General features: G+C 64.3%; 20 protein-coding genes. 13 read left to right on the forward strand and 7 right to left on the reverse strand.

All coding sequences use genetic code 11. The annotated features are described in order from the left end of the window. Window positions 1-38 precede the first annotated feature (38 nt). The 3 genes from JHD67_RS07885 to hda all read left to right on the forward strand — a co-directional run bounded on the left by JHD67_RS07885 (window position 39) and on the right by hda (window position 2,996). Window positions 39-1,019, forward strand: coding sequence for a DUF2066 domain-containing protein (locus JHD67_RS07885; protein WP_199098622.1), 981 nt, complete (start codon window positions 39-41; stop codon window positions 1,017-1,019). Window positions 1,020-1,113: 94 nt separating this feature from the next. Then, a complete protein-coding gene (locus JHD67_RS07890) occupies window positions 1,114-2,295 on the forward strand; it encodes an AI-2E family transporter (RefSeq protein WP_199098645.1) in 1,182 nt (393 codons plus the stop codon). Then, on the forward strand, window positions 2,292-2,996 hold the full coding sequence (hda, locus tag JHD67_RS07895; protein WP_199098623.1) for a DnaA regulatory inactivator Hda: 705 nt from the start codon (window positions 2,292-2,294) through the stop codon (window positions 2,994-2,996). Before JHD67_RS07890 ends, hda begins: the two co-directional genes overlap by 4 nt. A gap of 61 nt (window positions 2,997-3,057) precedes the next feature. Here hda and JHD67_RS07900 read toward each other — a convergent pair whose 3' ends face one another. Beyond that, entirely contained in the window at window positions 3,058-3,861 is an 804-nt protein-coding gene (locus tag JHD67_RS07900; protein ID WP_199098624.1) for an inositol monophosphatase family protein, read from the reverse strand. Between the two features lie 157 nt (window positions 3,862-4,018). Here JHD67_RS07900 and JHD67_RS07905 point away from each other — a divergent pair, with 157 nt between their 5' ends. Continuing rightward, window positions 4,019-4,792, forward strand: coding sequence for an RNA methyltransferase (locus JHD67_RS07905; protein WP_199098625.1), 774 nt, complete (start codon window positions 4,019-4,021; stop codon window positions 4,790-4,792). Window positions 4,793-4,804: 12 nt separating this feature from the next. On the opposite strand, the gene JHD67_RS07910 is transcribed toward JHD67_RS07905, so the two are convergent. Then, window positions 4,805-6,127 (reverse strand): hemolysin family protein, encoded by a 1,323-nt coding sequence (locus JHD67_RS07910; RefSeq protein ID WP_199098626.1) that lies wholly within the window; start codon window positions 6,125-6,127, stop codon window positions 4,805-4,807. A 252-nt stretch (window positions 6,128-6,379) separates the two neighbouring features. Between JHD67_RS07910 and JHD67_RS07915 the strand changes: the two genes are divergently transcribed. Together JHD67_RS07915 and JHD67_RS07920 are read left to right on the forward strand one after the other, a co-directional pair. After that, window positions 6,380-7,009 carry a pit accessory protein gene (locus JHD67_RS07915; protein WP_199098627.1) on the forward strand — a complete coding sequence of 210 codons (630 nt, stop codon included), beginning with the start codon at window positions 6,380-6,382 and terminating at the stop codon, window positions 7,007-7,009. Window positions 7,010-7,087: 78 nt separating this feature from the next. Continuing rightward, the gene (locus tag JHD67_RS07920) at window positions 7,088-8,209 is read left to right on the forward strand and encodes an inorganic phosphate transporter (protein ID WP_199098628.1); all 1,122 of its coding nucleotides are present in this window, start codon (window positions 7,088-7,090) and stop codon (window positions 8,207-8,209) included. 60 nt (window positions 8,210-8,269) lie between these two features. On the opposite strand, the gene JHD67_RS07925 is transcribed toward JHD67_RS07920, so the two are convergent. Further along, window positions 8,270-8,674, reverse strand: coding sequence for a hypothetical protein (locus tag JHD67_RS07925; protein ID WP_199098629.1), 405 nt, complete (start codon window positions 8,672-8,674; stop codon window positions 8,270-8,272). Window positions 8,675-8,762: 88 nt separating this feature from the next. Here JHD67_RS07925 and JHD67_RS07930 point away from each other — a divergent pair, with 88 nt between their 5' ends. After that, window positions 8,763-9,104 (forward strand): MGMT family protein, encoded by a 342-nt coding sequence (locus JHD67_RS07930; RefSeq protein WP_304487901.1) that lies wholly within the window; start codon window positions 8,763-8,765, stop codon window positions 9,102-9,104. Window positions 9,105-9,177: 73 nt separating this feature from the next. Here JHD67_RS07930 and JHD67_RS07935 read toward each other — a convergent pair whose 3' ends face one another. Further along, window positions 9,178-12,051, reverse strand: a complete 2,874-nt coding sequence (locus JHD67_RS07935; RefSeq protein WP_199098631.1) for a TonB-dependent receptor — start codon at window positions 12,049-12,051, stop codon at window positions 9,178-9,180. A 260-nt stretch (window positions 12,052-12,311) separates the two neighbouring features. Here JHD67_RS07935 and recQ point away from each other — a divergent pair, with 260 nt between their 5' ends. Then, on the forward strand, window positions 12,312-14,129 hold the full coding sequence (gene recQ / locus JHD67_RS07940) for a DNA helicase RecQ (protein ID WP_199098632.1): 1,818 nt from the start codon (window positions 12,312-12,314) through the stop codon (window positions 14,127-14,129). Between the two features lie 158 nt (window positions 14,130-14,287). Continuing rightward, window positions 14,288-15,967, forward strand: a complete 1,680-nt coding sequence (gene ybaL / locus JHD67_RS07945; RefSeq protein WP_199098633.1) for a YbaL family putative K(+) efflux transporter — start codon at window positions 14,288-14,290, stop codon at window positions 15,965-15,967. Window positions 15,968-15,982: 15 nt separating this feature from the next. Here the strand turns inward: ybaL and JHD67_RS07950 are convergent, their stop codons facing one another. Together JHD67_RS07950 and JHD67_RS07955 are read right to left on the reverse strand one after the other, a co-directional pair. Next, entirely contained in the window at window positions 15,983-16,243 is a 261-nt protein-coding gene (locus JHD67_RS07950) for a hypothetical protein (RefSeq protein ID WP_199098634.1), read from the reverse strand. A gap of 218 nt (window positions 16,244-16,461) precedes the next feature. Next, the gene (locus JHD67_RS07955; protein ID WP_199098635.1) at window positions 16,462-18,120 is read right to left on the reverse strand and encodes a M28 family metallopeptidase; all 1,659 of its coding nucleotides are present in this window, start codon (window positions 18,118-18,120) and stop codon (window positions 16,462-16,464) included. A 282-nt stretch (window positions 18,121-18,402) separates the two neighbouring features. On the opposite strand from JHD67_RS07955, the gene JHD67_RS07960 reads away from it, so the two are divergent. The 3 genes from JHD67_RS07960 (at window position 18,403) to JHD67_RS07970 (ending at window position 21,779) form a co-directional block, all read left to right on the forward strand. After that, on the forward strand, window positions 18,403-18,801 hold the full coding sequence (locus tag JHD67_RS07960; RefSeq protein WP_199098636.1) for an HU family DNA-binding protein: 399 nt from the start codon (window positions 18,403-18,405) through the stop codon (window positions 18,799-18,801). A gap of 617 nt (window positions 18,802-19,418) precedes the next feature. Further along, a complete protein-coding gene (locus JHD67_RS07965) occupies window positions 19,419-19,847 on the forward strand; it encodes a phasin family protein (protein WP_199098637.1) in 429 nt (142 codons plus the stop codon). Between the two features lie 372 nt (window positions 19,848-20,219). Continuing rightward, the gene (locus JHD67_RS07970) at window positions 20,220-21,779 is read left to right on the forward strand and encodes an MASE1 domain-containing protein (RefSeq protein WP_199098638.1); all 1,560 of its coding nucleotides are present in this window, start codon (window positions 20,220-20,222) and stop codon (window positions 21,777-21,779) included. Between the two features lie 45 nt (window positions 21,780-21,824). Here the strand turns inward: JHD67_RS07970 and JHD67_RS07975 are convergent, their stop codons facing one another. Further along, on the reverse strand, window positions 21,825-22,286 hold the full coding sequence (locus JHD67_RS07975; protein WP_199098639.1) for a hypothetical protein: 462 nt from the start codon (window positions 22,284-22,286) through the stop codon (window positions 21,825-21,827). A gap of 784 nt (window positions 22,287-23,070) precedes the next feature. On the opposite strand from JHD67_RS07975, the gene JHD67_RS07980 reads away from it, so the two are divergent. After that, window positions 23,071-23,326 (forward strand): contractile injection system protein, VgrG/Pvc8 family (locus JHD67_RS07980; protein WP_255557053.1); only part of this gene is annotated, 256 nt, incomplete at its 3' end.

The following is a 23,326-nucleotide window of genomic DNA, read 5'->3' on the forward strand; positions in this document are numbered from 1 at the left end:
GGCAGACTTTCCGCGTTCCCCTCCGGATCCGCCTCCCCATGCGCCTGTCACGCCTCCTGCTCATCTGTTTCATGCTGGGCTTTGCCCCGCTGCTGTCCGTGCATGCCCAGGGGCAGGTGTCGCCCTACATGGTGGTGGTGTCGGTGGCCGACACCAGCGACAGTGCCCGCAACAACGCCTTTGGCGACGCCCTGGCCCAGGTGCTGGCTCGCACCGCAGGCGGTCAGGATCTAAGCAGCAAGCCTGGTTATGGCGACGCCCTCAAGGGCGCCTCGGGCATCGTGCAGCAGTTCCAGTACCAGCGCGCCGCCACCGGTCTCAGCTTGCAGGTCACCTTTGACCAGGCGGCGGTGCAGCGCCTGGTGACCCAGTTGGGCGTGGCCGCCGCCGGTCCGCGCCCCCCGGTGCTGCTGATCGTGCGCGACGAGGACGGCAGCGTGCTGACGCGCGACACCCTGGCCACCATGACCCAGGCCATCACCGCACGCGGCTACAGCGCCGTGCTGGCGGACCCGGCCAAGGTCGGCGATACGCCCAGCCTCACCAGTGCCGAGCCCGATCAGCTCGCCGCGCTGGCCCGTCAGTACAAGACCGGCCTGATCCTGCTGGGCCAGGTGCATGGAACCAGCGCGGACTGGGCCTTGTTTTCCGGTGGTCCGCAGCAGCGCTGGACAACCAATGGCGGCAATGTGGGCGCCGCCCTGGTCGAGGCCGGCAATAGCCTGGGCGATCGCCTGGGCAAGCAGCTCAACGTGATTGGCTCGGCTACGGTCGACGGCAAGATGTGGGTATCCCAGGTCAATTCCGCGCAGGATTACGCCAACCTGCTCGCGGCGCTGCGGGCTGATCCGTCCGTGCGACAGGTGAGCACGCTCAGTGCGCAGGGTGACGGCATGCTGCTTGCCATCAAGGCCAGCCTGCCGATGGACGCGCTTTCGGCCAATCTCGCCGCGGGTGGCCGCCTGTTGCGTGGCGATGCGCACACCGGTGCGGACGCCAGCCTGCGCTGGGTGCACTGACGATTCGTGGCGCGCGGCGTATCGCCAGCGTGCTGTGCTGGCGATGCCCCAGCGCATCGGTCACACTGGCCCACCCACCCGATGAGCCATGCCGATGACACATGACAGCTCTCGCCGCTGGCAGATGATCGCGATCACTGCAGCCATTTTCTATGTGTTCTGGCTGCTGGCCCCGGTGCTGATGCCCTTCGTGTTCGCCGCCATGCTGGCCTATCTGGGCGATCCGCTGGCCGACCGGCTGCAGCGGCTGGGGATGGGGCGCACGCTGGCCGTGAGCATCGTGTTCATCGTGCTGTTGCTGGTCAGCGTCGGCGCATTGCTGCTGCTGATTCCGTTGATTTCGCGCCAAGTGGATAACCTGGTGCAGAACCTGCCGCGCTACGTGGATTGGGCTCGCAACACCGCGCTCCCCTGGCTGCAGACCAAGTTGCACCTGGATCCGGGGGCCTTCGATACCGATCGCTTGGTGGAGCAGCTCAAGGCGCACCTGGGCTCGGTCGGTGACGCGGCCTCTGCGTTGCTGGGCAAGATTTCCCGCTCCAGCCTTGGCGTGATCGCCTGGCTCACCAACTTGGTGCTGATCCCGGTGGTGGCCTTTTACCTGCTGCGCGACTGGGATCGGCTGGTGGCCTGGATCGACGGTATCCTGCCGCGTTCGGTGGAGCCCACCGTGGCCCATCTGGCGCGCGAGGCCGACAGCGTGCTTGGCGCCTTTGTGCGTGGGCAGCTCGCGGTGATGCTGGCGCTGGGCATCTTCTACGGCGCCGCGTTGACCATCATGGGGCTGTCGGTGGGGCCGCTGATCGGCATGGTCGCCGGTCTGCTCAGCTTTGTGCCCTATCTGGGCTTTATCGTGGGCTTTGGCTCCGCGCTGATCGCGGCCCTGGTGCAGTACGGCGATTGGACCCACATCCTTATCGTGGTGGGTATTTTCACCGTGGGCCAGCTGCTGGAAGGCTATGTGCTGGTGCCGCGGCTGGTCGGTGAGAAGATCGGCCTGCATCCGGTGGCGGTAATTTTTGCCGTGCTGGCAGGCGGTTACCTGTTTGGCTTCCTCGGCATCCTGCTCGCGTTGCCGGCGGCCTCGGTGATTTTGGTGCTGTTGAGGTACCTTACGGAGCGCTACCGCCAGAGTGAGCTGTATACCGAGGAGGGCGCCGGAGATCCGGTGCTGGCCGAAGTGGACGTTATCGTCGATACGCCCGAAGGCTCGGTGGAAACCAGAACCATTGTCGGTGGCCACGACGCCAAGAAGGATGCAGTACCCCCTCCATGATTCCGCAGTTGCCGCTTGCCCTGCGCTGGCCGCGTCGCCAGCGCTTTGAACATTTCTACCCCGGCTCCAATGCCGCCACGCTCGCCGCGTGCGAGCAGCTGGCGCGTGCGCCGGGTACGCCCTGGCTGTATCTGGCCGGGCCCAGCGGTAGCGGCAAGAGTCACCTGCTGATGGCCTCGTGCCAGGAGGCCATCCTGGGTGGCCGTACCGTGCAATACCTGCCGCTGGCCCGTTTGAACGATCGCGCGGCGGCGATCCGCGGCGTGGCCGGCAGCGAATTCCTGGCGCTGGATGACCTGGGCGTCATCGCCGGCGACCGCGAAGCGGAACACGCCCTGTTTGACCTGTACAACATGGCCAAGGCCGAGGGCGCCGCCATGCTGTTCGCCGCCGAAACCTTGCCTGTGCAGCTTGGACTGGGTCTGCCGGACCTGCGCTCGCGCCTGGGCGCCTGCCAGCAGGCGCTGCTCAAGCCGCTGGACGACGCCGAGCGACGCGCCGTGTTGCGCCAGCAGGCCACCAATCGCGGTATCGAGCTGGACGACACCGTGCTGGATTGGCTGTTCAATCGCTATGCCCGCGACCTGGGGGCCTTGCTCGACCTGCTCGACCGCATCGATCAGGCCTCTTTGGCCGCCCGACGGCGTATTACGGTGCCGTTCCTGCGCGACTTTTTGCGCGAGACCGAGCCCGGCGCCTGACGCCCACAAAAAAAGCGCCCCGTGGGGCGCTTTTTTTTGGCATCGCGTGGATGACTGCCGCTTACGCCATCAACAGACGCGGCGTGGCGTTGGCGCTGACGGCATCCACCAGGGCCTGGGCCACGTTGAGGTTGCCAGCGATGATGTTGCCGCTCTCGGGGATGCCGTCGCGACCGGCGAAGTCGCAATAGCGGCCACCGGCTTCGCGCACCAGCAGGGCGCCACCGGCCATGTCCCACGGCTTGAGGCCGATCTCGAAGTAACCGTCGTAGCGGCCGGCGGCCACATAGGCCAGATCCAGCGCGGCGGAGCCCGAGCGACGGATGTCCTCGGCCTGGCCGAGCAGGGCGCGGGTCATGTTGAGCTGCGCTTCCAGGTGCGAGCGCTGGCGATACGGGAAGCCGGTAGCGATCATCGCGCCGCCCAGGTTCTCGCGACGGCCCACGCGGATGCGGCGGTCGTTGAGGTAGGCGCCGTCGCCCTTGCTGGCGGTGAACAGTTCATCGCGCAGCGGGTCGAACACCACCGCGTACACCGGCTCACCCTTGTCGAGCAGAGCAATGGACACGCAGAAGTGCGGGATGCCGCGCAGGTAGTTGTGCGTGCCATCGAGGGGATCGATCACCCACACCAGCGGACCCTTGCCGATGGCGCCGGCTTCCTCGGCGAGGAAGGCGTGCGTGGGGTAGGCGCGCTTGAGTTCCTTGACGATCTCGGCCTCGGCCAGGCGATCGACCTCGGAAGCGAAGTCCATGCGTTGCTTCTCGACGACATTGAGTCCGTCGATACGGTTCATGTAGCGCAGGATGATGTTTCCTGCGGAGCGCGCGGCGCGCACCGCGACATTGACGGCGGGTCTTGGCATGGCTTCGGCTTTCGAAAGAACGGGGTTTCGGCCGGAAAGTTTAACAGACACCGGGCCATTGTTCAGGCCGGCTTGCGATCCCCGAGGCCGGCGGGTTTGACAGGAAGGCCGGCAATTTCCAAGCTTTGCCCCCGTTTACCCGAGTTTTCGTCCCCTAATGACCGCTGAATCCGACCTCGCCGCCCGCATTCGCTACGTGCTGGTGCGCACCTCGCACCCCGGCAATATCGGCAGCGCCGCCCGCGCCATCCGTACCATGGGCTTCGATCGCCTGGCCCTGGTGGCCCCTCACCGCTTTCCCGACCAGGAGGCTTCCGCCCTCGCGGCGGGCGCCGACGATGTGCTCGCCCAGGCCGCCGTGAGCGAAGGCCTGGTGGACGCCCTGGCCGGTACCAGTCTGGCCCTGGGCCTGTCGGCGCGCCGACGCGGGGTGGATCTGGAAGAAATCACCCCGCGCGAAGCCGCCCAACGTGCCCTGGCCGCCGCCGCCCGTGGCGAGCAGGTGGCGCTGGTGTTCGGCAACGAACGCACCGGCCTGGAGAACGAGGAACTGGCCCGCTGCCACGCGATGGTGCGCATCCCCAGCGTGGACGACTTCAGTTCGCTCAATCTTTCGCAGGCCGTGCAGGTGATGGCCTATGAGCTGCGCGTGGCCTCGCTGGGGGAGATCAGCGTGCCGGCACGCGCCGACGCCGAGCCGCCGGCCGATGCGGCGCAGATGGAGCGCTTCTTCGAGCATCTCTCGCAGATGCTGGACGACATCGATTTCCACAAGGGGCGCGCGCCCACCACCATCATGTTGCGTCTGCGCAAACTGTTTCAGCGCGCCCAGCCGGACGAGCGCGAGCTGCGCGTGATGCATGGCATCTTCGCCGACGCCCAGCGCATGGCGTCCATCGCCAACGAAAAGCTCAAGGGTGACAAGGGCTGAGTGGCGGGACGGTTAGAAACCGTCCTCGTCCACGTCGATGTGCGGCTTGCGGCTGATCAGCAGCTTGTCGATGCGCGCGCCATCCAGGTCGACCACCTCCACGCGGAAGCCGCGCCACTCCAGCGCCTCGCCGGTCTGGGGGATATGCCCCAGCGCCGCCATCACCATGCCGGCGGCAGTGCGGTATTCGTGCTCGTCCTCGGCGGGCAGGGCGTCGACCTGCAGCAGTTCGCGGAGATCGTCGGTGGATAGCGAGCCGTCGACCAGCCAGCTGCCGTCCTCGCGCGGCACGATCAGCGGGCGTTCTTCCGAGCCGCTGCTGCCCAGCTGGGTGGCGCCCACGATGGCGGCCAGCAGGTCGTTGAGCGTGACCAGCCCCACGATGTCGCCGTACTCGTCCACCACCAGGGCCAGTTGGGTCTCCGCGTCGCGGAACTCCTCCAGCAAATCCAGCGCGCGGGCGGTGGCTGGCACGTAGAGCGGCTTCACCAGTTGGCCGAATACATCCGGCTTGCCCTCGGCGTAGCTGCGCAGCAGCCGCTTGACCTCGACCACGCCCGGCACGTCACTCTCATCGCCGCGATACACCGGATAGCGGGAGTAGGGCGTGCTGCGCAGGATCTCGGCGTTCTCTTCGTAGCTGGCCGATGCATCCAGCCACACGATGCGGGTGCGCGGCGTCATCACGCTGTCCACCGTGCGGTCGCCCAGGCGCAGCACGCGGTTCACCATATTGTGCTCGTCGCGATCCAGCACGCCGTGTTCGGCGCTTTCGGCCACCAGCAGGCGGATTTCCTCTTCCGTGGCCACGTCGCTGCCGCGGCCACTCACCTTCAACATCCGCAGCAGGGCGCCCGTGACGAAATTGAGCAACCACGCGAAGGGAGCGGTGATGCGGGAAAGCACCATCATCGGCATTGCCACGTAGCCGGAGATGACCTCCGGCGCCGACAGCGCCAGGCGCTTGGGCACCAGCTCGCCAATCACGATCTGGATAAAGGAGATCAGCACGAAGCCAAGCACCATGCCGATCACCCGGGCGTAAGGCTCCAACCAGGCCTCGTGACCACCATGAATGGTGTTGGCGATGTGATCGCCCACCGCATCGCCTGCCAGGGCGCCGGTGATCAGGATCACCAGGGTCATGCCGACCTGCACGGTGGAGAGAAATCGCTCGGGCGCCTCGGCGTTGCGCAGTGCAGTGCGGGCGCGGCGGCTGGTGCGGGCCATCTGCTTGAGCCGCGTTTTGCGCGAGGCAACCAGGGCCATCTCCGACAGGGCGAAGAAGCCGTTGAAAAGCGAAAGGACAAGGACGATCGCAAAGTCGGTCAACATGGCCGCTGGCGGAGGAGGTCGCGTGGGGACATGAGACGAAGTGTAAGGGCTGGACGCCTGTCTACGTGCGTTCTGTGTTGGGGCGGCCAGCGCAAGCCGGGCCCGGTGCGCTCCGGGGAGGGCGCCAAGACACGCGCTCGGGCGGCCCCGGGCGAGGCCTGCGACGCCCCGTCCGGCCCCTATGATGCGGTGCGACAGGGCCGTCCTGTAACATACCCGTCATTTAGCCCTCGCACCCCAGGCAATAACCGCATGTTTTCATTGCAAACGATTTTCGGCAAAGGCGACAAGTTCTACGGCCTGCTCGAGCAAAGCGCCGAGGCGGCGCACGAGAGCGCCAAGGCCCTGCATGAGCTGGTCACGCGCAAGGATCACGCCCCCGTGATGGCCGCCTTTGCCGCCGCGCGCCAGCGCGAGAAGGCACTTGCCGGGCAGATCAGCGAGGAGCTGGTGAACACCTTTGTCACCGCGCTCGACCGCGAAGACATCGAAGCGCTCAATTCCGCGCTGTACAAAATTCCCAAGACCATCGAGAAGTTCGCCGAGCGCTACGAAATCGTGTCCGATCGTGTGACCGAGGTGGATTTCGGCTCCCGAGCCGTGGTGCTTGAGCGTGCCACCAGCGTGGTGTCGGAAATGATCGGCGAGCTGCGCCGTGGCCTGCGCATCGACCCGGTGAAGAAGCTGCAGGACCGCCTGCAGACGCTGGAATCGGAAGGCGACCGCATGCTGCTCCTGCCGTACCGCACGCTTTACGTGGAAGGCAACGACGCCATGCGCGCGATGCTGGCCAAAGACTTGTTCGAGCTGATCGAAAAGGCGATCGACAAGTGCCGCGATGTCGGCAATATCGTCTATTCGATCGTGCTGAAGAACTCCTGAGGCCGGCCTGATGACCTGTCTCCCTTTGCGCCGCCCGGTCGCCAACCGGGCACAGGCCGCCGTGCGCGAGGTGCGCGCATGAGCATCGGCCTCGCCATTGCGGTGGTGGTGATCGCGCTGGCGTTCACCTACATCAACGGTTTTCACGACACCGCCAACTCTATCGCCACCGTGGTGGCGACCAAGGTGCTCACCCCCGGTCAGGCGGTGATGCTGGCGGCCATCACCAACCTGATTGGCGCCCTGTGGGGCACCGCGGTGGCCAAGACCATCGCGGCCGGCTTGATCGACACCAATGTGATCGCCGCGGGGCCGCAGCTGCTGATCTGCGCCTTGCTGGCGGCGACCATTTGGAACCTCATCACGTGGTGGTGGGGACTGCCGTCCAGCTCCAGCCACGCGCTGGTGGGTGCCCTGGTGGGTTCGGCCGTGGCCGCGTCCGGCAACAATTTCGCCTCGGTGATCTGGTCGCAGGGCGGGGCGCATTGGTGGGAAGGCAAGGGTGTGTTGCCCAAGGTGGTGGCGCCGATGGTGGTCTCACCGTTGCTCGGCTTCATCATCGGCTTTCTGCTGATGGGCTCGCTCTATGCGCTGCTCAGCTGGTTCTCCAGTCGCAGCGGCTTCCTGCGCCGCTTTGGCCGCACGCCGTTCGTGAACAGCTTTTTCGGCAAGGCGCAGATCGCTTCGGCCAGCGCCATGGGCCTGGCCCACGGCATGAACGATGCGCAGAAGAGCATGGGCATCATCGCGCTGGCCCTGGCTGGCGCCACGGCGGCCGGTCAGTTCGATGGGTTGCCGCACTGGCTTGGCTTCCTGCGCATCGCGGGCTCCGCCGAAGGGGGCTTCAACGTACCGTCCTGGGTGGCGGTGGTGTGCGCGCTGACCATGGCGGCCGGTACGGCCGGTGGTGGCTGGCGCATCATCAAGACCCTGGGGCACAAGATGGTGAAGCTGCACCCCATCAACGGCTTTGCGGCCGAAGGCAGTTCGGCGGCCGTCATTCTTACCGCGTCGGCCTTTGGCATCCCGGTGTCGACCACGCACAACGTGTCCGCCTCGATCATGGGCGTGGGCGCGGCCAAGCGCTGGAACGCCATCCGCTGGTCGGTGGTGGAGCGCATGGTGTGGGCGTGGATTCTCACGCTGCCGATCACCGCGCTGCTGGCCTATGGCCTGGTGCGCCTGTCGGCGTTGTTCTAAGGCCCGAAGCGCTCTCCCGCTATCGGGAGAGCGCCACTTGCCTGGGTAGTTGCACAGGGTTTAGAGATCGTCGCCGCCCGTGGCGACGATGCGCTCCAACTGGTCGCCCAGCAGGCCCAGTTCTTCGATCAGGCGCTTGAGCTCCGCCGCATCCAGCAACTCGTAGGGGCGGTTTTCGCACAGGTGCAGGAAGGGCGAGCCATCCAGATCGGCCACGGCCAGAAAGCCCTTGCGTTGCTCCCAGTTGAAACGCAGGCAGCGTCGCGGGTCAGCCCCGGCCAGCGGCCCTACCGGCGTGGAAATACGCAGGTAGCGGCGCCCCGCTTCGTCTTCCAGCTCGGTCAGGTAGATGCCCTGGTGCCGGTTCTGCGGCAGTGTCAGGTCGAAACTGATGAGGTAGGGATCGTTGTGGCGCAGCTCGTGCAGGCTGCCGATATGAGAGCGCACGGCTTCAAAATGGCGCATCGGTGCGGTCTCCTTGGCAGACGGCGGTGGCCTCGCTACTGTGCCACGTCCCAGTGTAAAGAGCCCGTTCAAGATCATGGACAAGCCCTTGAATGACGCCCACGCGCGCATCTTTGCCGCCATCGCGGCGATTCCGCGCGGTCGTGTCGCAAGCTACGGCGCCATTGCCGCGCGTGCCGGCCTGCCCGGGCGTGCTCGGCTGGTCGGTCGGGCTTTGGGAGAGGTGCCCGAAGGCATGGAGCTGCCCTGGTATCGCGTGTTGCGGTCCAGCGGACAGATCGCCTTTCCTCCAGGTAGCCGTGGCTTCCAAGAGCAGAGCAAGCGCCTGAAGGCCGAAGGCGTGGAGGTGCGCAACGGCCGCGTGCCGCTGGCCACCTTCGGGCTGGATGCCGATCTGGATCGCGCGCTTTGGGGCATGCCGCCCACCTAACGCCATGAGGCTTGGTGCGTGACATCAAGAGCGGCTCTGCGCGAGCCGCCCTCGAGGGTCATCCGCTGCGGTATTAGAAGCGTTGCGTGTACTTCACGTAGAAGAAGCGACCTATATCGAAGCCACCGTAGTACACAAAGCTACTGTTTGGCTTGGAATACATGGTGGGCCCTTGCTTGTTGAAGACGTTGTTGGCGCCGACCGAAACGACTCCCTTCCACGGCATATTCCAGCGGAACTGGACGTCATTGAACGTGGTGGACCCCGTGTGGCGTTGGGCCTGCGCGCCATTGAACGGATCGATGTGAGCGGGGTCATTGCACTCGGCGAGGTAAGAGCATCGCTCCGTCATGCCCGAGTAGTAGCGGGTCGTCCACGTCATGCCGAAAATGCCGCGACTCCAGTCCACCGTCAGGTTCGATCGGGTGCGGAAATTGCCGCGATATCCCGTCAGCGGCTGAACGATGGTAGCCGGATTGTCATCCGCCTTGATGTCGTTGTAGTCCACATAGGTCGTGTTCCAGCGCAACACGAACTTGTCCATGGAGCCGACGCCGAAGCGGTAATTTGCGCCAAAGTCATAACCGGCGGTCTTCTGCCAACCCTTGTTGGTTATGCCATAGAGCATGTTGGTGATAACGCCGCTACTGGGATCACGGACGAAATTCGTGCAGCGGGAGGTGATACCCGCCACATAGCAATCATCCAGGATGTCCTGCACTTCATCCTGTGCAATCACGTTCTTGATATCGATCTTGTACCAATCCAGCGATACATCGAAGCCTTCGATTTGATGGGGGCTGTAGATAAGGCCCAGGGTCCGCGTAGTCGCCGTTTCCGGCGTCAGGTTCGGGTTGGAGCCGCTAATGAATGGATAGTTGGTCGCACACGGATAGGTGGCGCAGGGTTTCAGCCCCTGGCCTAGCTGCACGTAATTGACGGGCGTGCTCGCCTGGCCGCCAAAGCCGGCCGCACAGCGGGCAGCCACCTCCGGGTTGCCCTTGGCGGCGCCGCTATGCGTATCGCACGGGTCGGTATAGCTCTCAAAGCTGCTGGACGTGCCGCCGTACAGATCCGCAATGGTGGGAGCGCGGAAACCTTGCGCCCAGCTAGCGCGAACGAGCAGGTCGTCGATGGGCTTCCATTTGATGCTGGCCTTGCTGTTGGTGGTACCGCCAAAGTTGTCGTAGTGGGAGTAACGACTGGCAACGTCGATCGACAACTCGCGCGCCATCGTCATGTCTTTGAGCAGCGGTACATCGAACTCGAGATAGGCCTCGTCGACCGTATACCTGCCCTTGGTGACGGTGGAGGCCAGGCCCGAACTCAGGCCGGACTGCCGAAAGGCATCCGGCACAAAGCTGCCGCTGTCTTGACGATGTTCCACACCCGCCGCCACACCCACGTCGCCTGCCGGTAGGCCGGGAAACGTACCCGCGATGTTCGCCGTATAGTCGGTGGTCGTGGTTCTGCCGGTGTCGTGATAGTCGGGGAAAAGGTAGGCCTGCAAATCAGCATCGGCCAGCGAGCCCGCCCCTGCCTGACCGTACGGCAGTAGCGGGTTCCAGGGCACGCATCCGTTGATGGGCGTTTTTGCCGTACCGCAATGTACCTGGCCGTCACTGCCCAGGAACGAGGGGCCAAGCGCCGCTGCGGTATTGACGAGATTGAAGTCGCCGTGGCCAATCTTGAGCATGTTGTTGCGATTCGTCATCGCGCCAACGTCCCAGGTCCACGGGTGCTGGCCCCATTCGAAGGCACCGTTAAACCCGGCGGTCCAACGGTACGTCTCAAGTTCGCTATCGGTGGTGCGCGGCACTTCCCAGCCGCGACGCGCAAAGGAAATGTTCTTGCCCAGCGGGTTGAAGTAGCTCAGGGCACTCAGCGGCGTGTTGAATGCGGCGGATTGGTAGGGGTAGCCGGCACTCTGCTGCGTGGTGCTGCGCTTGTTGTAGAGGAAGTCCGACTTGAACGTCACGTCCTCCAGTACCTTGTATTCGCCCGCTACAAACAGCGACGTGCGCTGCGAGCCGGTTTGCAACGTCATCTGCTGATTGGTGTTGGCGTACTCGGCCGGCGTGATCGGGTGATAGTTGGTGATGTTTCGCGGATCGAGTCCCTTGCCAAGGGTGCAACTCGCCGTGGCGCCGCCGGCGCCGCAGGGGCCCGTAAATGAGCCGTTCTGGCTAATGGCGCTCCAGCCATCGGCGGGATGATTGGGGCCCGCCGGGTAAGCACTGAAGTTGCGATCCCTGGCCAGGACGGGGCCGTCCTTGGCATATTGGGCACTGAGCATCAGCGAGCCGCGCTCATTGGCGGTGCCCAGGGTGAAGTCGTACTTCTGCGCGGTGCCGTCGCCCTGGTCGTACTCCCCGACGTAAGCGCTCGCTTCCGCGCCGGTAAAACGGTTTCGGGTGATGATGTTGACCACGCCAGCGATGGCGTCCGACCCGTAGATGGATGAGCCGCCGTCTTTCAGTACCTCGATGCGTTCGATGGCGGAGACGGGAATCTGGTCGAGGTCTTGGAGTCCGGTGGTATTGGCACCCAGGCGCTTGCCATTGACGAGAACCAAGGTGCGATTGGCGCCGATATTGCGCAAATCCACGTAATAGCCGCCTACGTCCTCGCCCGACAATAGTGCCTGCGCGCGGCTGACGGGTGGGGAGCCCACTTCCGTCAGGTTTTGCATGATGTCAGCGACGGAAGTGAAGCCCTGGTTTTCGATTTGCGTGCGACTGATGGTGAGCACGGGCTGCGCGGTCTCGATATCGACCCGGGGTATGCGCGAACCGGTGACCGTGACGGCCTCCAGGTTCTTGGCGGAGGCAGTGTCCACGGGGGCGCCCGTGTCCTGGGCTAGCAACGACTCCGCGGTGAAAAGGGCGCCTGTCGCTATGGCAATGCGAATAGCTGCGGTGAGTCCGCCGTCCTTGAGCAAATTCATGGTTGTTCCCGACGCGTGATGAGTGAAAAGCCCCCCGAGGGGCAGTCGCGACGCGACGGGCGGAAGGCCAACGGGGGGAAGAGCCTCCGCCCGTCACGTGCGGCAATTCACATAATGAATTCCGCGCGTTCAGCTGCCATCTATTGACCGTGCCGGCAATACGTGGGCTTCCCTTTCGTGGAAATGTGAGCCATGTCGCACTCCAGTGTGGGCTTGGGTAGGCACTCGGCTCGACTAAGGGGTTTTGTTAGCATCCCTCGATGCTTTCCTCGCCCCTCGATATTCTCCATAGCGTTTTTGGCTATACCCAGTTCCGCGGTCACCAGCAGGCCATCGTCGAGCACCTGATCGACGGTGGCGATGCCTTGGTGCTGATGCCTACGGGCGGCGGCAAATCGCTGTGCTACCAAGTGCCCGCCCTGGTGCGGCAGGGCATAGGCATCGTGGTGTCGCCGTTGATCGCCCTGATGCAGGATCAGGTGGATGCGCTGCGCGAAGCGGGCGTGGCGGCGGCCTATCTCAACTCAAGCCTCAGCGCGGAAGACCAGCGCGAAGTGGAACGGCGGCTGCTCGCCGGCGAACTGAATCTGCTCTATGTGGCCCCCGAGCGATTGCTCACGGGCCGCTTCCTGAGCCTGCTCGAACGCACCGAGGTGGCCTTGTTCGCCATCGACGAGGCGCACTGCGTGTCGCAATGGGGGCATGACTTTCGGCCGGAATACCGCGAGCTGGCGGTGTTGCACCAGCGGTTTCCCCAGGTGCCGCGCATCGCGCTTACCGCCACTGCCGACGAGCGCACACGCGAGGAAATCGTCGAGCGTCTTGCCCTGCAAGAGGCACGTCAATTCGTTTCCAGTTTCGATCGTCCCAACATCCGCTACCAGGTCGGCCAGCGGCATAACGCGCGACGCCAGTTGATGGAGTTCCTTGAACGTCATCGCGGCGATACCGGCATCGTCTATGCGCTGAGCCGGCGCAAAGTAGACGAAACCGCTGCATGGTTGTCGGAGGCTGGCATCGAGGCACTGCCTTATCACGCCGGGCTGGATGCCGCCACGCGGCATGCGCATCAACGCCGCTTTCTGCGGGAAGACGGCCTGGTGATGGTCGCCACCGTCGCCTTCGGCATGGGCATCGATAAGCCCGACGTGCGTTTCGTGGCGCATCTGGATCTGCCGCGAAGCATGGAGGGCTACTACCAGGAAACCGGTCGCGCCGGCCGCGATGGCCTGCCCGCCGAGGCCTGGATGCTCTTTGGCCTGTCGGACGTGGTCACCATGAGCCAGATGATCGCCCAGTCCGAGTCCGCCGACGAGCGCAAGCGGGTGGAGCGGCAGAAGCTCGAATCGCTGCTCGCCTATGCGGAGGCCACGCATTGCCGCCGCGAGCAATTGTTGGCGGCGTTCGGTGAAACCTTTCATGGCCCCTGCGGACGTTGCGACAACTGCATCGAGCCGCCCAAGACCTGGGATGCGACAGTGCCTGCGCAGAAGGCGCTGTCGGCGGTGTATCGCAGCGGGCAGCGCTTTGGCTCCGGGCACGTGATCGACATCCTGCGCGGCGAACACAACGAGCGCATGAGCGAGCTGGGGCATGATCGCCTGACCACCTTCGGCGTGGGCGCCGATATGGACGAAAAGCAGTGGCGCTCGGTGTTCCGTCAGCTCCTCGCCATGGGTTTGCTGGAGGCGGATGCGGAAGGCTATGGCACGCTGCGCCTGACCAAAGCCAGCCGCGACGTACTGGTCGGCAACCAGCCGGTACGTCTGCGCGAAGATGCGCGACCACCCCGCGCCGCGCGCAAGCGCCGCGATAGCCAGCTGGTCACCGGCACCAGCCTCGGCGTGGAGGCGTTCGAGCAACCGTTGTGGGATGAGTTGCGCAAGCTGCGCACGCAGCTTGCGCGCCAGCATGGGGTGCCGCCCTATGTGATCTTCCACGACGCAACCTTGCTGGCGATGCTGCGCGCGCTGCCCGCCAACGAGGAAGAGCTGGCGGCGATCAGTGGCGTGGGCGAGGCCAAGCTCAAGCGCTATGGGAGCGACTTCCTGGCCGTCATCAACGCACAAGAAGCCTGAATACGCGCTCGAACGGCTTGCATCGTCCGCTCGTAGCCCATACAACAAAGGCTTGTGCATGAAACGGTCAGCGCCGGATGGCGGCGATCCATGCATATGCTTTGTGCCGCGTGGCTTGGTCGTGCGGTATTCATCACGCTCAACGGAAGGCCCGCGCCATGCATGACGCTCCGCTCATTGCCACTATCGTCGGCGGTATCGTGCTCGCCTTTTTCTTTGCGGCCATCGCGCATCGCCTGAAACTGCCGGCGCTGGCCGGCTATCTATTGGCGGGTGTGGTGTGCGGTCCGTTCACCCCCGGCTATGTGGCGGACGGCAATCTGGCGCACCAGCTGGCCGATCTGGGCGTGGTCCTGCTGATGTTCGGCGTGGGCCTGCATTTCTCGCTGAAGGACCTGCTTTCGGTCAAGGCCATCGCGATTCCCGGCGCGCTGGCGCAGATGACCGCCGCCACGCTGATGGGCATGGGCCTGGGCTGGATCTTGGGCTGGCCGCTGGCGCAAGGGCTCGTGTTCGGTTTGGCGCTGTCGGTTGCCAGCACCGTGGTGTTGCTGCGCGCGATGGAAGAGCGGCGACTGATGGAAACCGAGCGCGGCCGTATCGCGATCGGCTGGCTGATCGTGGAAGACCTCGCCATGGTGCTGGCCTTGGTGCTATTGCCCGCGCTGGGTGCGACGCTGTCGGGGGATGGCACCCATTCGCCGTCGCTGGGCGAGCTGGCGACCACCGTGGGGCTGACGGTGGGCAAGGTCGTGGTGTTCGTCGCGGTCATGTTGATCGTGGGTAAGCGCGTGATCCCCTGGCTGTTGCAGGTGGTGGCGCAGACCGGGTCGCGCGAATTGTTCCGCCTCGCCGTGCTGGCCATCGCACTGGGCGTCGCCTTTGGCGCCGCCGGATTGTTCGGCGTTTCCTTCGAGTTGGGGGCCTTCTTTGCCGGCATGATGATGGGCGAGTCCAAGCTCGCCCACGATGCCGCCGAGGAAACCTTGCCGCTGCGCGATGCGTTCGCCGTGCTGTTCTTCGTATCGATCGGCATGCTGTTCAACTACCACGTGGTGTTGACCGATCCGTGGGTGGTGTTGGCCGCGCTGTTGATCATTGTGCTGGGCAAATCGCTGGCGGCGCTGGGCATCGTGTTGGCGTTCGGCCGCTCCCTGCGCACCGCCATGACGATCGCGGTGAGCCTTTCGCAGATTGGCGAGTTCTCCTTCATCCTGATCGGCGTGGGCGTGACCCAGCACATGGTCTCGAAAGAGGCCCAGGATGTGTTGCTGGCGGCGGCGATCATCTCGATCCTGCTCAACCCGCTGCTGTTCAAGTGGCTGGATCGTTTCAGGCAGCGCCTGGATGCACGCGATGCCGCCCGCGTGGCGGCCACGGTCGTCACGCCGGCCGTAGAGCCGTTGACGCTCACCCATCTGCGCGATCACGTGGTCGTTGCCGGCTATGGAAAGTTGGGGCAGCTACTGGGCGAATCCGTGCTCGGACACCAACGGCCGCTGCTGGTTTTGGAGGAGGAGCAGGATCACGTGGCAGCCCTGCGCGAGCGAGGCATCGAAACCATCGTGGGCAATGCCTCCAGCGATCCCGTGCTGGAAGCGGCGAATTTGCCGCAGGCCAGCGCCTTGCTGATCACCGTACCCCAGGCATTCGAAAGTGGCGAGGTGGTGCGCGCGGCGCGGGCACTGAGCCCGGCGTTGACCATCATTGCGCGCGCCGACTCGGACGAGGCGCGCGAGCATTTGCTCAAGCAAGGGGCCAACTTGGTGGTGCTGAGCGAGCGCGAGCTGGCGCGCACCATGCTGGATGGTCTGCCCGCGCCGACTATTGCGGCCTGAGCGGGGTTTATCCGTTCAGCCGGTAAGGCGCCAGCGCAACGCGGGTTCGCGTGTAACGCGCGAGTGCGCCAGCGCCAGCTCCGGCAGGTAGCGCCACTGCGCCAGTTCACCGGGCAACCGCGCCTGCGGACAGGCGATGCGGGCGGCGATCAGCGCCGCTTCGGCGGTTTCGTGGCGACCGATCTCGCGGTCGTCACTCAGCACACGCCATTGGCGGCCATGGCGAATGATGCGAAACAGGCCGGTTTTCGACGGGTAGACGTATTGCGCCAACATGGGTGCGACGGGGATCGATCGGGGATGGCGCTAGCCTGCCGTCTCCGCGTGACTCCTTGATGATGGCGTTGCGACGATTCCATGGCGGCTCGCAGGCGCCTCGGTGACCGGCAGGCTGCGGGTTTTTTGCGCGTGTCACCTGAGTGAGCGGGGCGTTAAGCACCCCAAAGAAACGGCCCGCATCGCTGCGGGCCGCTGGGGTGTTGCTATGGAATGGCTTACTTGCGCTGCGCGGCGGTCGCGTCGCGGGCGCCACGGAATTCCGAATCCTTGCTCCAGTTGGGCCAGGTGTCGGAGTTGGCCAGGTCGCTACCCAGCGTGTAGAGGATCTGCAGGTCGCGGGCCATGCCGGTGAACTGCCAATCGGCCTGCCATTCGTCGGAAGGCTGGTGGTAGTGCTTGGCGACGTATTCGTCTTCGGCAGCCTTGCCCGCGGCCAGGCCGCCGTCCACCCAGTCGTTACCCGAGCCGAACGAAATGGCCGGCACGCCGCGCTTGGCGAACGGAAAGTGATCGGAGCGGAAGAAGTGGCCCGCTTCCGGCTTGGGATCGGGCGAATAGACCAGGTCCCACTTCTTGGCGGTGGCGGTCAGCTCATCGAGCAGGTCGAGCTTGGCGCTGCCTGAGATGGTGAAGTTACGCGCCGGGCCGTGCGGGTCCAGCGCATCCATGTTGATGTCCGCCACGGTGGTGGCGAGCGGGTAGAGCGGCTTGGAGGCGTAGTACTCCGAACCCAGCAAGCCCTTCTCCTCGGCGGTGACGTTGAGGAACACCACCGAACGCTCCGGCTTGGGGCTCTTGGCGAAGGCGCGCGCCAGCTCGATCAGCGCCGCCGTGCCGGTGCCGTTGTCCACCGCGCCGTTGTAGATCTTATCGCCCTTGGCGTCGGGCGCGCCGATGCCCAGGTGGTCCCAATGCGCGCTGTAGATCACCGTTTCATTGGGGCGCTTGGTGCCCTCGATGCGACCCACGATGTTGTGGGAAACGATGACCTTGGAGTCGATCTTGTAGTTGGCCGAGAAGGTTTCGCCCTTCAGCACCACCGGCTTGAACTCGCGCGTTTGCGCTTGCTTCTTCAACGCCTCGAAATCCAGGCCCGCGGCCTTGAACAGGTCCACGGCGACATCGCGCTGAATCCATGCCTCCAGCGGCGTATGCACGCTGGAGGGGTGGTCGCGCACCACGTCGAACTGGGTATTGGTGTTGGAGTTGGCCACCGTGGCCCAGCCGTAAGAGGCCGGCGCTGTTTCGTGGATGATCAGCATGCCGGCAGCGCCCTGGCGCGCGGCTTCTTCGTACTTGTAGGTCCAGCGACCGTAGTAGGTCATGGCCTTGCCGCCAAAGTCGCCCACGCCGGTTTCGAAGTCCGGATCGTTGATGAGCACCACGGCGATCTTGCCCTTCAGGTCCACGCCCTTGAAGTCGTCCCAGTTGCGCTCCGGTGCTTTCACGCCATAGCCCACGAACACCAGCGGCGCGTCCTTGAGCGCCACCGCCTTGGAACCGTCGAGCGCCGAGCGCACGGCAATTTCCTTGCCTTGGGTGAGGTTCTCGGTTTTGCCGTTGACCGTGAAGGACAGCTGCGGCGTGCCGGCGATATCCGACTGCAACAGCGGCACGGCTTGGGTCCACTCGCGCTTGCCGTTTTTCAGGTCACCGCCTGGCTGCACGCCGGCCGCCTTGAATTGGGCGATCACGTAAGCGACGGTCTTGGTTTCGCCTTCCGTGGCAGGGCCGCGACCTTCGAAGGCGTCGGACGAAAGGGTCTTCACGTCGTCCGAGAGGCGGTGAGGATCGATGGTCGGGGTAGTCGGAGTGGCGGCGAGCAAGGCCGTCGATACCGACAGGGCAAGCAGGGAAAGAGCCAAACGCTTCATAGACAGCACCTAGCGGGGAAACAAGCGTCGATAGTAGAGAGCACACGGCGCGCAGGTCCATAGCATCGGACGGTCGGCGTGTCGGTCAGGCACCGGGAGAAGGTCAGAAAAATAGCCTTGCGGCGCGGGCCAACATGACTTTTTTCACCCCCGAAACGCAAAAAGTGCAAAAAAACCGCATTTTTTCCGCGTTGCCGCTTGGCGCAAAGGGTTGGCATGCCATACATTCCGCATGCCGAGAGGCATTTAAACACCATCATCTTGATGACCACGGGGAAATGTATGGCGAAGGCGCAAAAAGCAGCAGCAAAGAAGAAGGCCGCTCCGAAGGCAGCTCCGAAGACCGCCGCTAAGGCAGTCGTTCAGAAGCCGATCAAGGAAGCACTGAGCAAGTCGGGCCTGGTGGCTCATATCGCTGAAGCCAGCGGTGTGATCGCCAAGGACGTGCGCGCGGTGCTCGCCTCCCTCGAGGCTGCCGTGACCAACTCGGTGCACAAGAAGGGCGCTGGCCACTTCACGCTGCCGGGTCTGCTGAAGATCACCGCTGTCAGCGTTCCGGCCAAGCCGAAGCGCAAGGGCATCAACCCCTTCACCAAGGAAGAGCAGTGGTTCGCTGCCAAGCCCGCCACGGTGAAGATCAAGGTTCGCCCGCTGAAGAAGCTCAAGGACGCCGCTGTCTAAGCGTAGCGTTTCCTCAGAGTGTTCTTGCGTCAGGTGCGGCGTCCGCGCCGCACCTGACGGATTACCGGACCGAAAGCGCTGCGGCTCCCTCGCCAGCCATCGCGTCCATCATCGGCGCCTCAGGGCCGGTGGCTATCAATACACCCGCCTCTATCCGGATTCAGCGGCAGGCTTACGCGCTTGCCTGTCGGGCTGCGTGCGCGAACCGTCCAAACCCCCATCCTGAAATCCACGTCATGCACCTGGGTATTGAGAGCTGCGCACGTGCACCCGCTTCGCTCAAAAGCAGCAGTTGTAGGCCTGAAAGGCCTCGCTGGCTTTTTGGGTGGATGCGTAGGTCCAGGCTTTGCCCATGCGCGCTGCACGCCATCCACACGCTGCGGTGGCTCGGCGCGTCTTGGCGTGTCGGCATGCTTGCGATAAGCATGATCGAACGATTCGCTGAACGATCGGGTTGTGCCGGCAGGCTCGCAGAGCCACCCGCCAACGCAAGCTGACATTTTCTTGAGGCCGCAGGGTCCATGCTTGATCCTGGTCCGTGAATGCCGGGGTTTCAGCCGGTTGCTCACGGCGCTCCAACGTCACGCGACCCAGGAACATCTGCCGAGGGCATGAGCATGAGTCAACCGAACGATCTGCCACTGAGCCTTTACAAGGCCAACACCGAGTTCCAGCTGCGTGTGAACAAGCTGGTGATGGAAAACTGGAAGAAATGGCTGGAGCTTTCCTCGCGCGCCGTGGACGACGGCATCGCCGAGTCGCAGGCCCGGGTAGAGCAGTTGATCAAGGCCCAGGATTGGGCGGCGCTGGCGACCCTGCCCGCGGATACGTTCTGGCGCCAACTGCAGCAGCATACGGGTGACGCCCATGTCACCAACCAGATCGCGGCCAACGTGCAGGCGCATTTCGCCCAAGGGCTGCAGGAGGCCATCCAGACCTGGCAGAAAGACACCGCAGCAGCATTGGGCGGTGCTGGCGGGGCAGGGTTGACGGGTCCCTGGGACGACATCGTCGCCCAATGGGGAAAATTCCGCCCATCGATTTGATGGATTTTTAGCCAGCGGCACTCAGGTCCACCCCGGGGTTTTGGTATCCTTGGGGTGTCCGCCGCGATCCCGGGCTTGCCGAGGCTGGAAGTGTGATGCGATTGGCATCCCCGGTGCTTTTCACTGAGAGTTGCCAGCCTGGTCAGGTAAGGTCGCTGGCGTGGAATGGGCGGGATATGGCAGGCCACGGATTCTCTGGGTTGGTGCATCCGTGGGGAAGGCAAGACAGGGGCTGTTCACTAGGTCTTCACCCCTAAGGTTGTTCGATCCAGCCCTTTGTGTGCGATCACTCTGCGTTGATCGCCGTATCAAGTGTCTTTTAGCGCTAAGGGGTAGCCTAAGATGCGGAAGGGTCTGGGGGGGCGTGGCTGGTTGAAGCACGCTGCAGTCACATTGGGGTATGCGGCGGTATTCACGCTGCTGTACCAGGTCTCCTTTTCGCACTGGGTGCTCTTCGCCGGGTTCCGACTCTGCGCGCTGCTGTTCGTCCCGGTTCGTTACTGGCCCGCGCTGGCGGTGGGTGAACTCATTCCGCTTTGCTACATCGGCTTCACCTGCCGGGAGCAGTACGGTACGGCATGGTCGCTGGTCATCATGGTTCCGCCCATTGTGGTGGCCATGCCCATCGTGCGTTGGTGCCGCGAGCAGCTGCGCTTGTTCCCCTCGGCCGCCACCGTAAAGATGGGTGTATTACTGCTCTGCATGTTCCTGGTCGCGATGATCTGGACCGTGTGCAACCTCAGCTCCATGGCCGTAACCCAGCTGCCGCCTGGCTATCCCCCGCTGCATTGGGACGTATTGGCCTCGCGCTGGTTCATTGGCAACTTCCTTGGGGTGCTCACCGTGACGCCGCTGGCGGTATGGGTGCGTGAGTCCCTCGCCTTGACTGCCAAGGGCGCGCGCTGGGGCCAGTTCATCGAGAGTCGCCTGCTGCTGGAAGTGGTTTCTACCCTGCTGCCTACCTTGGCCTTGCTGATTTGGTTGAGTTTTCAGGCCGGCAGCGATACCGCCCGGCAGGCGGCGCGCATGGCGATGTTCCTGCCGGTGATTTGGGTGGCGTTGCGCCATGGTTGGCAGGGCGCGGCCATTGGTGGCACCGCTGCCAGCATCGCCGTGGTGCTGACCATGCCCATGAAGAACGATGCCGGCACCTTGCAAGCGCAGGTGTTCATCGCCTTTGCCATCACCTCGATGCTGTTGCTCGGCGCGCGCATTTCGCTACTCAACAAGCGCGATAGCCAGGAGCGCGATGACCTGCGTATGGCACTGTCCATCGCACAGCGCAATATCTACGTCGGTGAGATGCAGCTGCGTCAGGCCTCGGTGGCGGTGGAGCAGATTCGCGAATCCGTGCGCCTGGGCTACAGCCATCTCATTGGTCGCTTGCGTCATACCGTGCCGGTGGTCGATGAGCGCTCCTACATGCGCCAGGCGGCGGTCGCACAGGAGCAGCTGTTCCGCTTGTCCGACAGCCTCTATCCCAGCATCTGGCGCGAACGTGGTCTGCCCGCCGCGCTACGCGAAGGCTCCATTGCGCGAGGGTTGGCCGAGGTTGGCATTTCCTATTGGTGCGACATCGAGGGGCGTGGGCTTAGCCGCCTCTCGCCCAGTGTGCACATTGCGATCTACCGCCTCGCCTGCGAATGCATCGTGCTGATCTGCTCCAAGCGCAAGGCCAGCGATATTCGCCTGCGCATTCGCGGCGGCCTCTACAAGGGACGTCGTTGGGTGGTGCTCAGCGTGGAGAGTCGCGCTGACGAAGAGCGCGCCGCGATGGCCCGCTGGGAAGACTTGATGGTGCGCCTGGCGAGCAGCGGTATGGGCTTCGACGCTATCCAGCACCGCGCACAAGCCTTCGAGGGACGCGCTCGCCGACGCAATCTGCAGAGCGGCGAACGCGTCAGCCTGATACTGCACGACCCCGAACCATAACGGCGCATAGCGCCGTTATGGCATGTGGAGCGGTGGAACGTTGCTTCAGTTGATGTGGGTGTTGCACTCAACCGGATCATTGCAGATCGAGGCGGCGCGCAGCTGCAGCGTACCGTCGCTCAGCGGCGTCGCGGTCACCGTGGTGGCCGTGTCCTGATAGACCGTGGTGGACGTAGCCGTGGGCGTGGCCGTGGTGCTGGCCGACGGCGCCTGCTGCGGCGTGGCTACCTGCTGCGAGAACAGGCCGATCGGCAACGTAATGAACTGGCCGTTCGAAGTACCCACGGCGCCCAGCACGTTGCCGTTGACGTCATTGATCTGCACGTACTGAATACCGCCCAGTACGAACACATAAGCGTGGAAATTCGGATTGGTGCTGACGTCAGCGGCGTTGGGCCACGCCTGGCCAAGACCCGATGCGGGGGGTTGGGCAGCCCAAGCCGAGCCGGAGAGAACCAGGGCCAGAAGGCCGGCCTTGACTGCACGATGCGACAGTAGTTTCAGCATAAAAAACCCCTTTGGATGGATGACGTCCACTCGTTGAACATCGGCCCGAATGTAGCATCAAGCCTGGGCCGAGCCTTGTGCCCCAAAGCGCTGTTCGGCCCTGTGGCAGCGGGTAAAACGCAAAAAGAACCTGCAACCAATGCTGCCGACGCAAGATTCACGCAAGAATCGAGTGGCGGCTTTCAGGCGCGTCGATGTGAAGCCGGGGAGGGCGGTTGCGACCCTATGGTTTGGGTCCAGTCCGGGGCTGCAGCATCGGTGCCAAGTATCGCGCATATGAAAGTCACGGCATGAGACGGCATGACCCGCCGCACGCCGTTCGTCACCTTGCGGGTGGCCGTCATTCCGTACGGACACCTGATTTGGCAGTTACTGTGGCCCTTCCGCAGGGCGCAGGGGTATCCGGGCCCGGGCTGAAACGCCGGATCTTCCCGTTCCATATGAGCCTGTAGCACTCACCCATACAACGCCTTGGCGCCCACGGCGCGCGCGAACACCCGCGCATCATCGCCCTCATCGACGGGCCTTGCGCGCCCAACGCGCCAACACGCGCTGCCATACCGATCCGCCGTGCAGCTTGTCCCACGGAGCGGTTGCGGCCGCGGGTCATCCTGCAGCTACCGGCACGGGTAGATGCAGCAGCGTTGACGGTTCATCGCCGTATCGGCATGCGCAGGCGTACGGTTCGGCCAACGCTGACAGCGCGCGCGGCCTTTTCCGGATGGGCCACGCGCCCCGCTGGCCTCATCGTAGTGCGTTCCTGCCAGCTACACAGGGACCGCCGATGGCGCGCCCATCCGATCTGCGTTTCACCTTTCACCCGGCCCACGGACCGGCCCTCGATGTCGTCCGCTTTACCCTCACCGAAGGCCTCTCGCAGCCCTTCCAACTGGCCCTGGAACTGAGCAGCCCACAGCCGGACCTGGACTTCGGCGTGCTGCTGGATCAACCGGCTCTGTTCTGCCTCTGGCAGGGCGCGCAGGCGGTGCGCCATGTGCACGGCGTGGTGTCGGCGATTACCCAGGGGCAAACGGGCTTTC

Origin of the sequence: Dyella sp. ASV21, from assembly GCF_016428975.1 — a bacterium.
Classification (GTDB): Bacteria; Pseudomonadota; Gammaproteobacteria; order Xanthomonadales; family Rhodanobacteraceae; genus Dyella.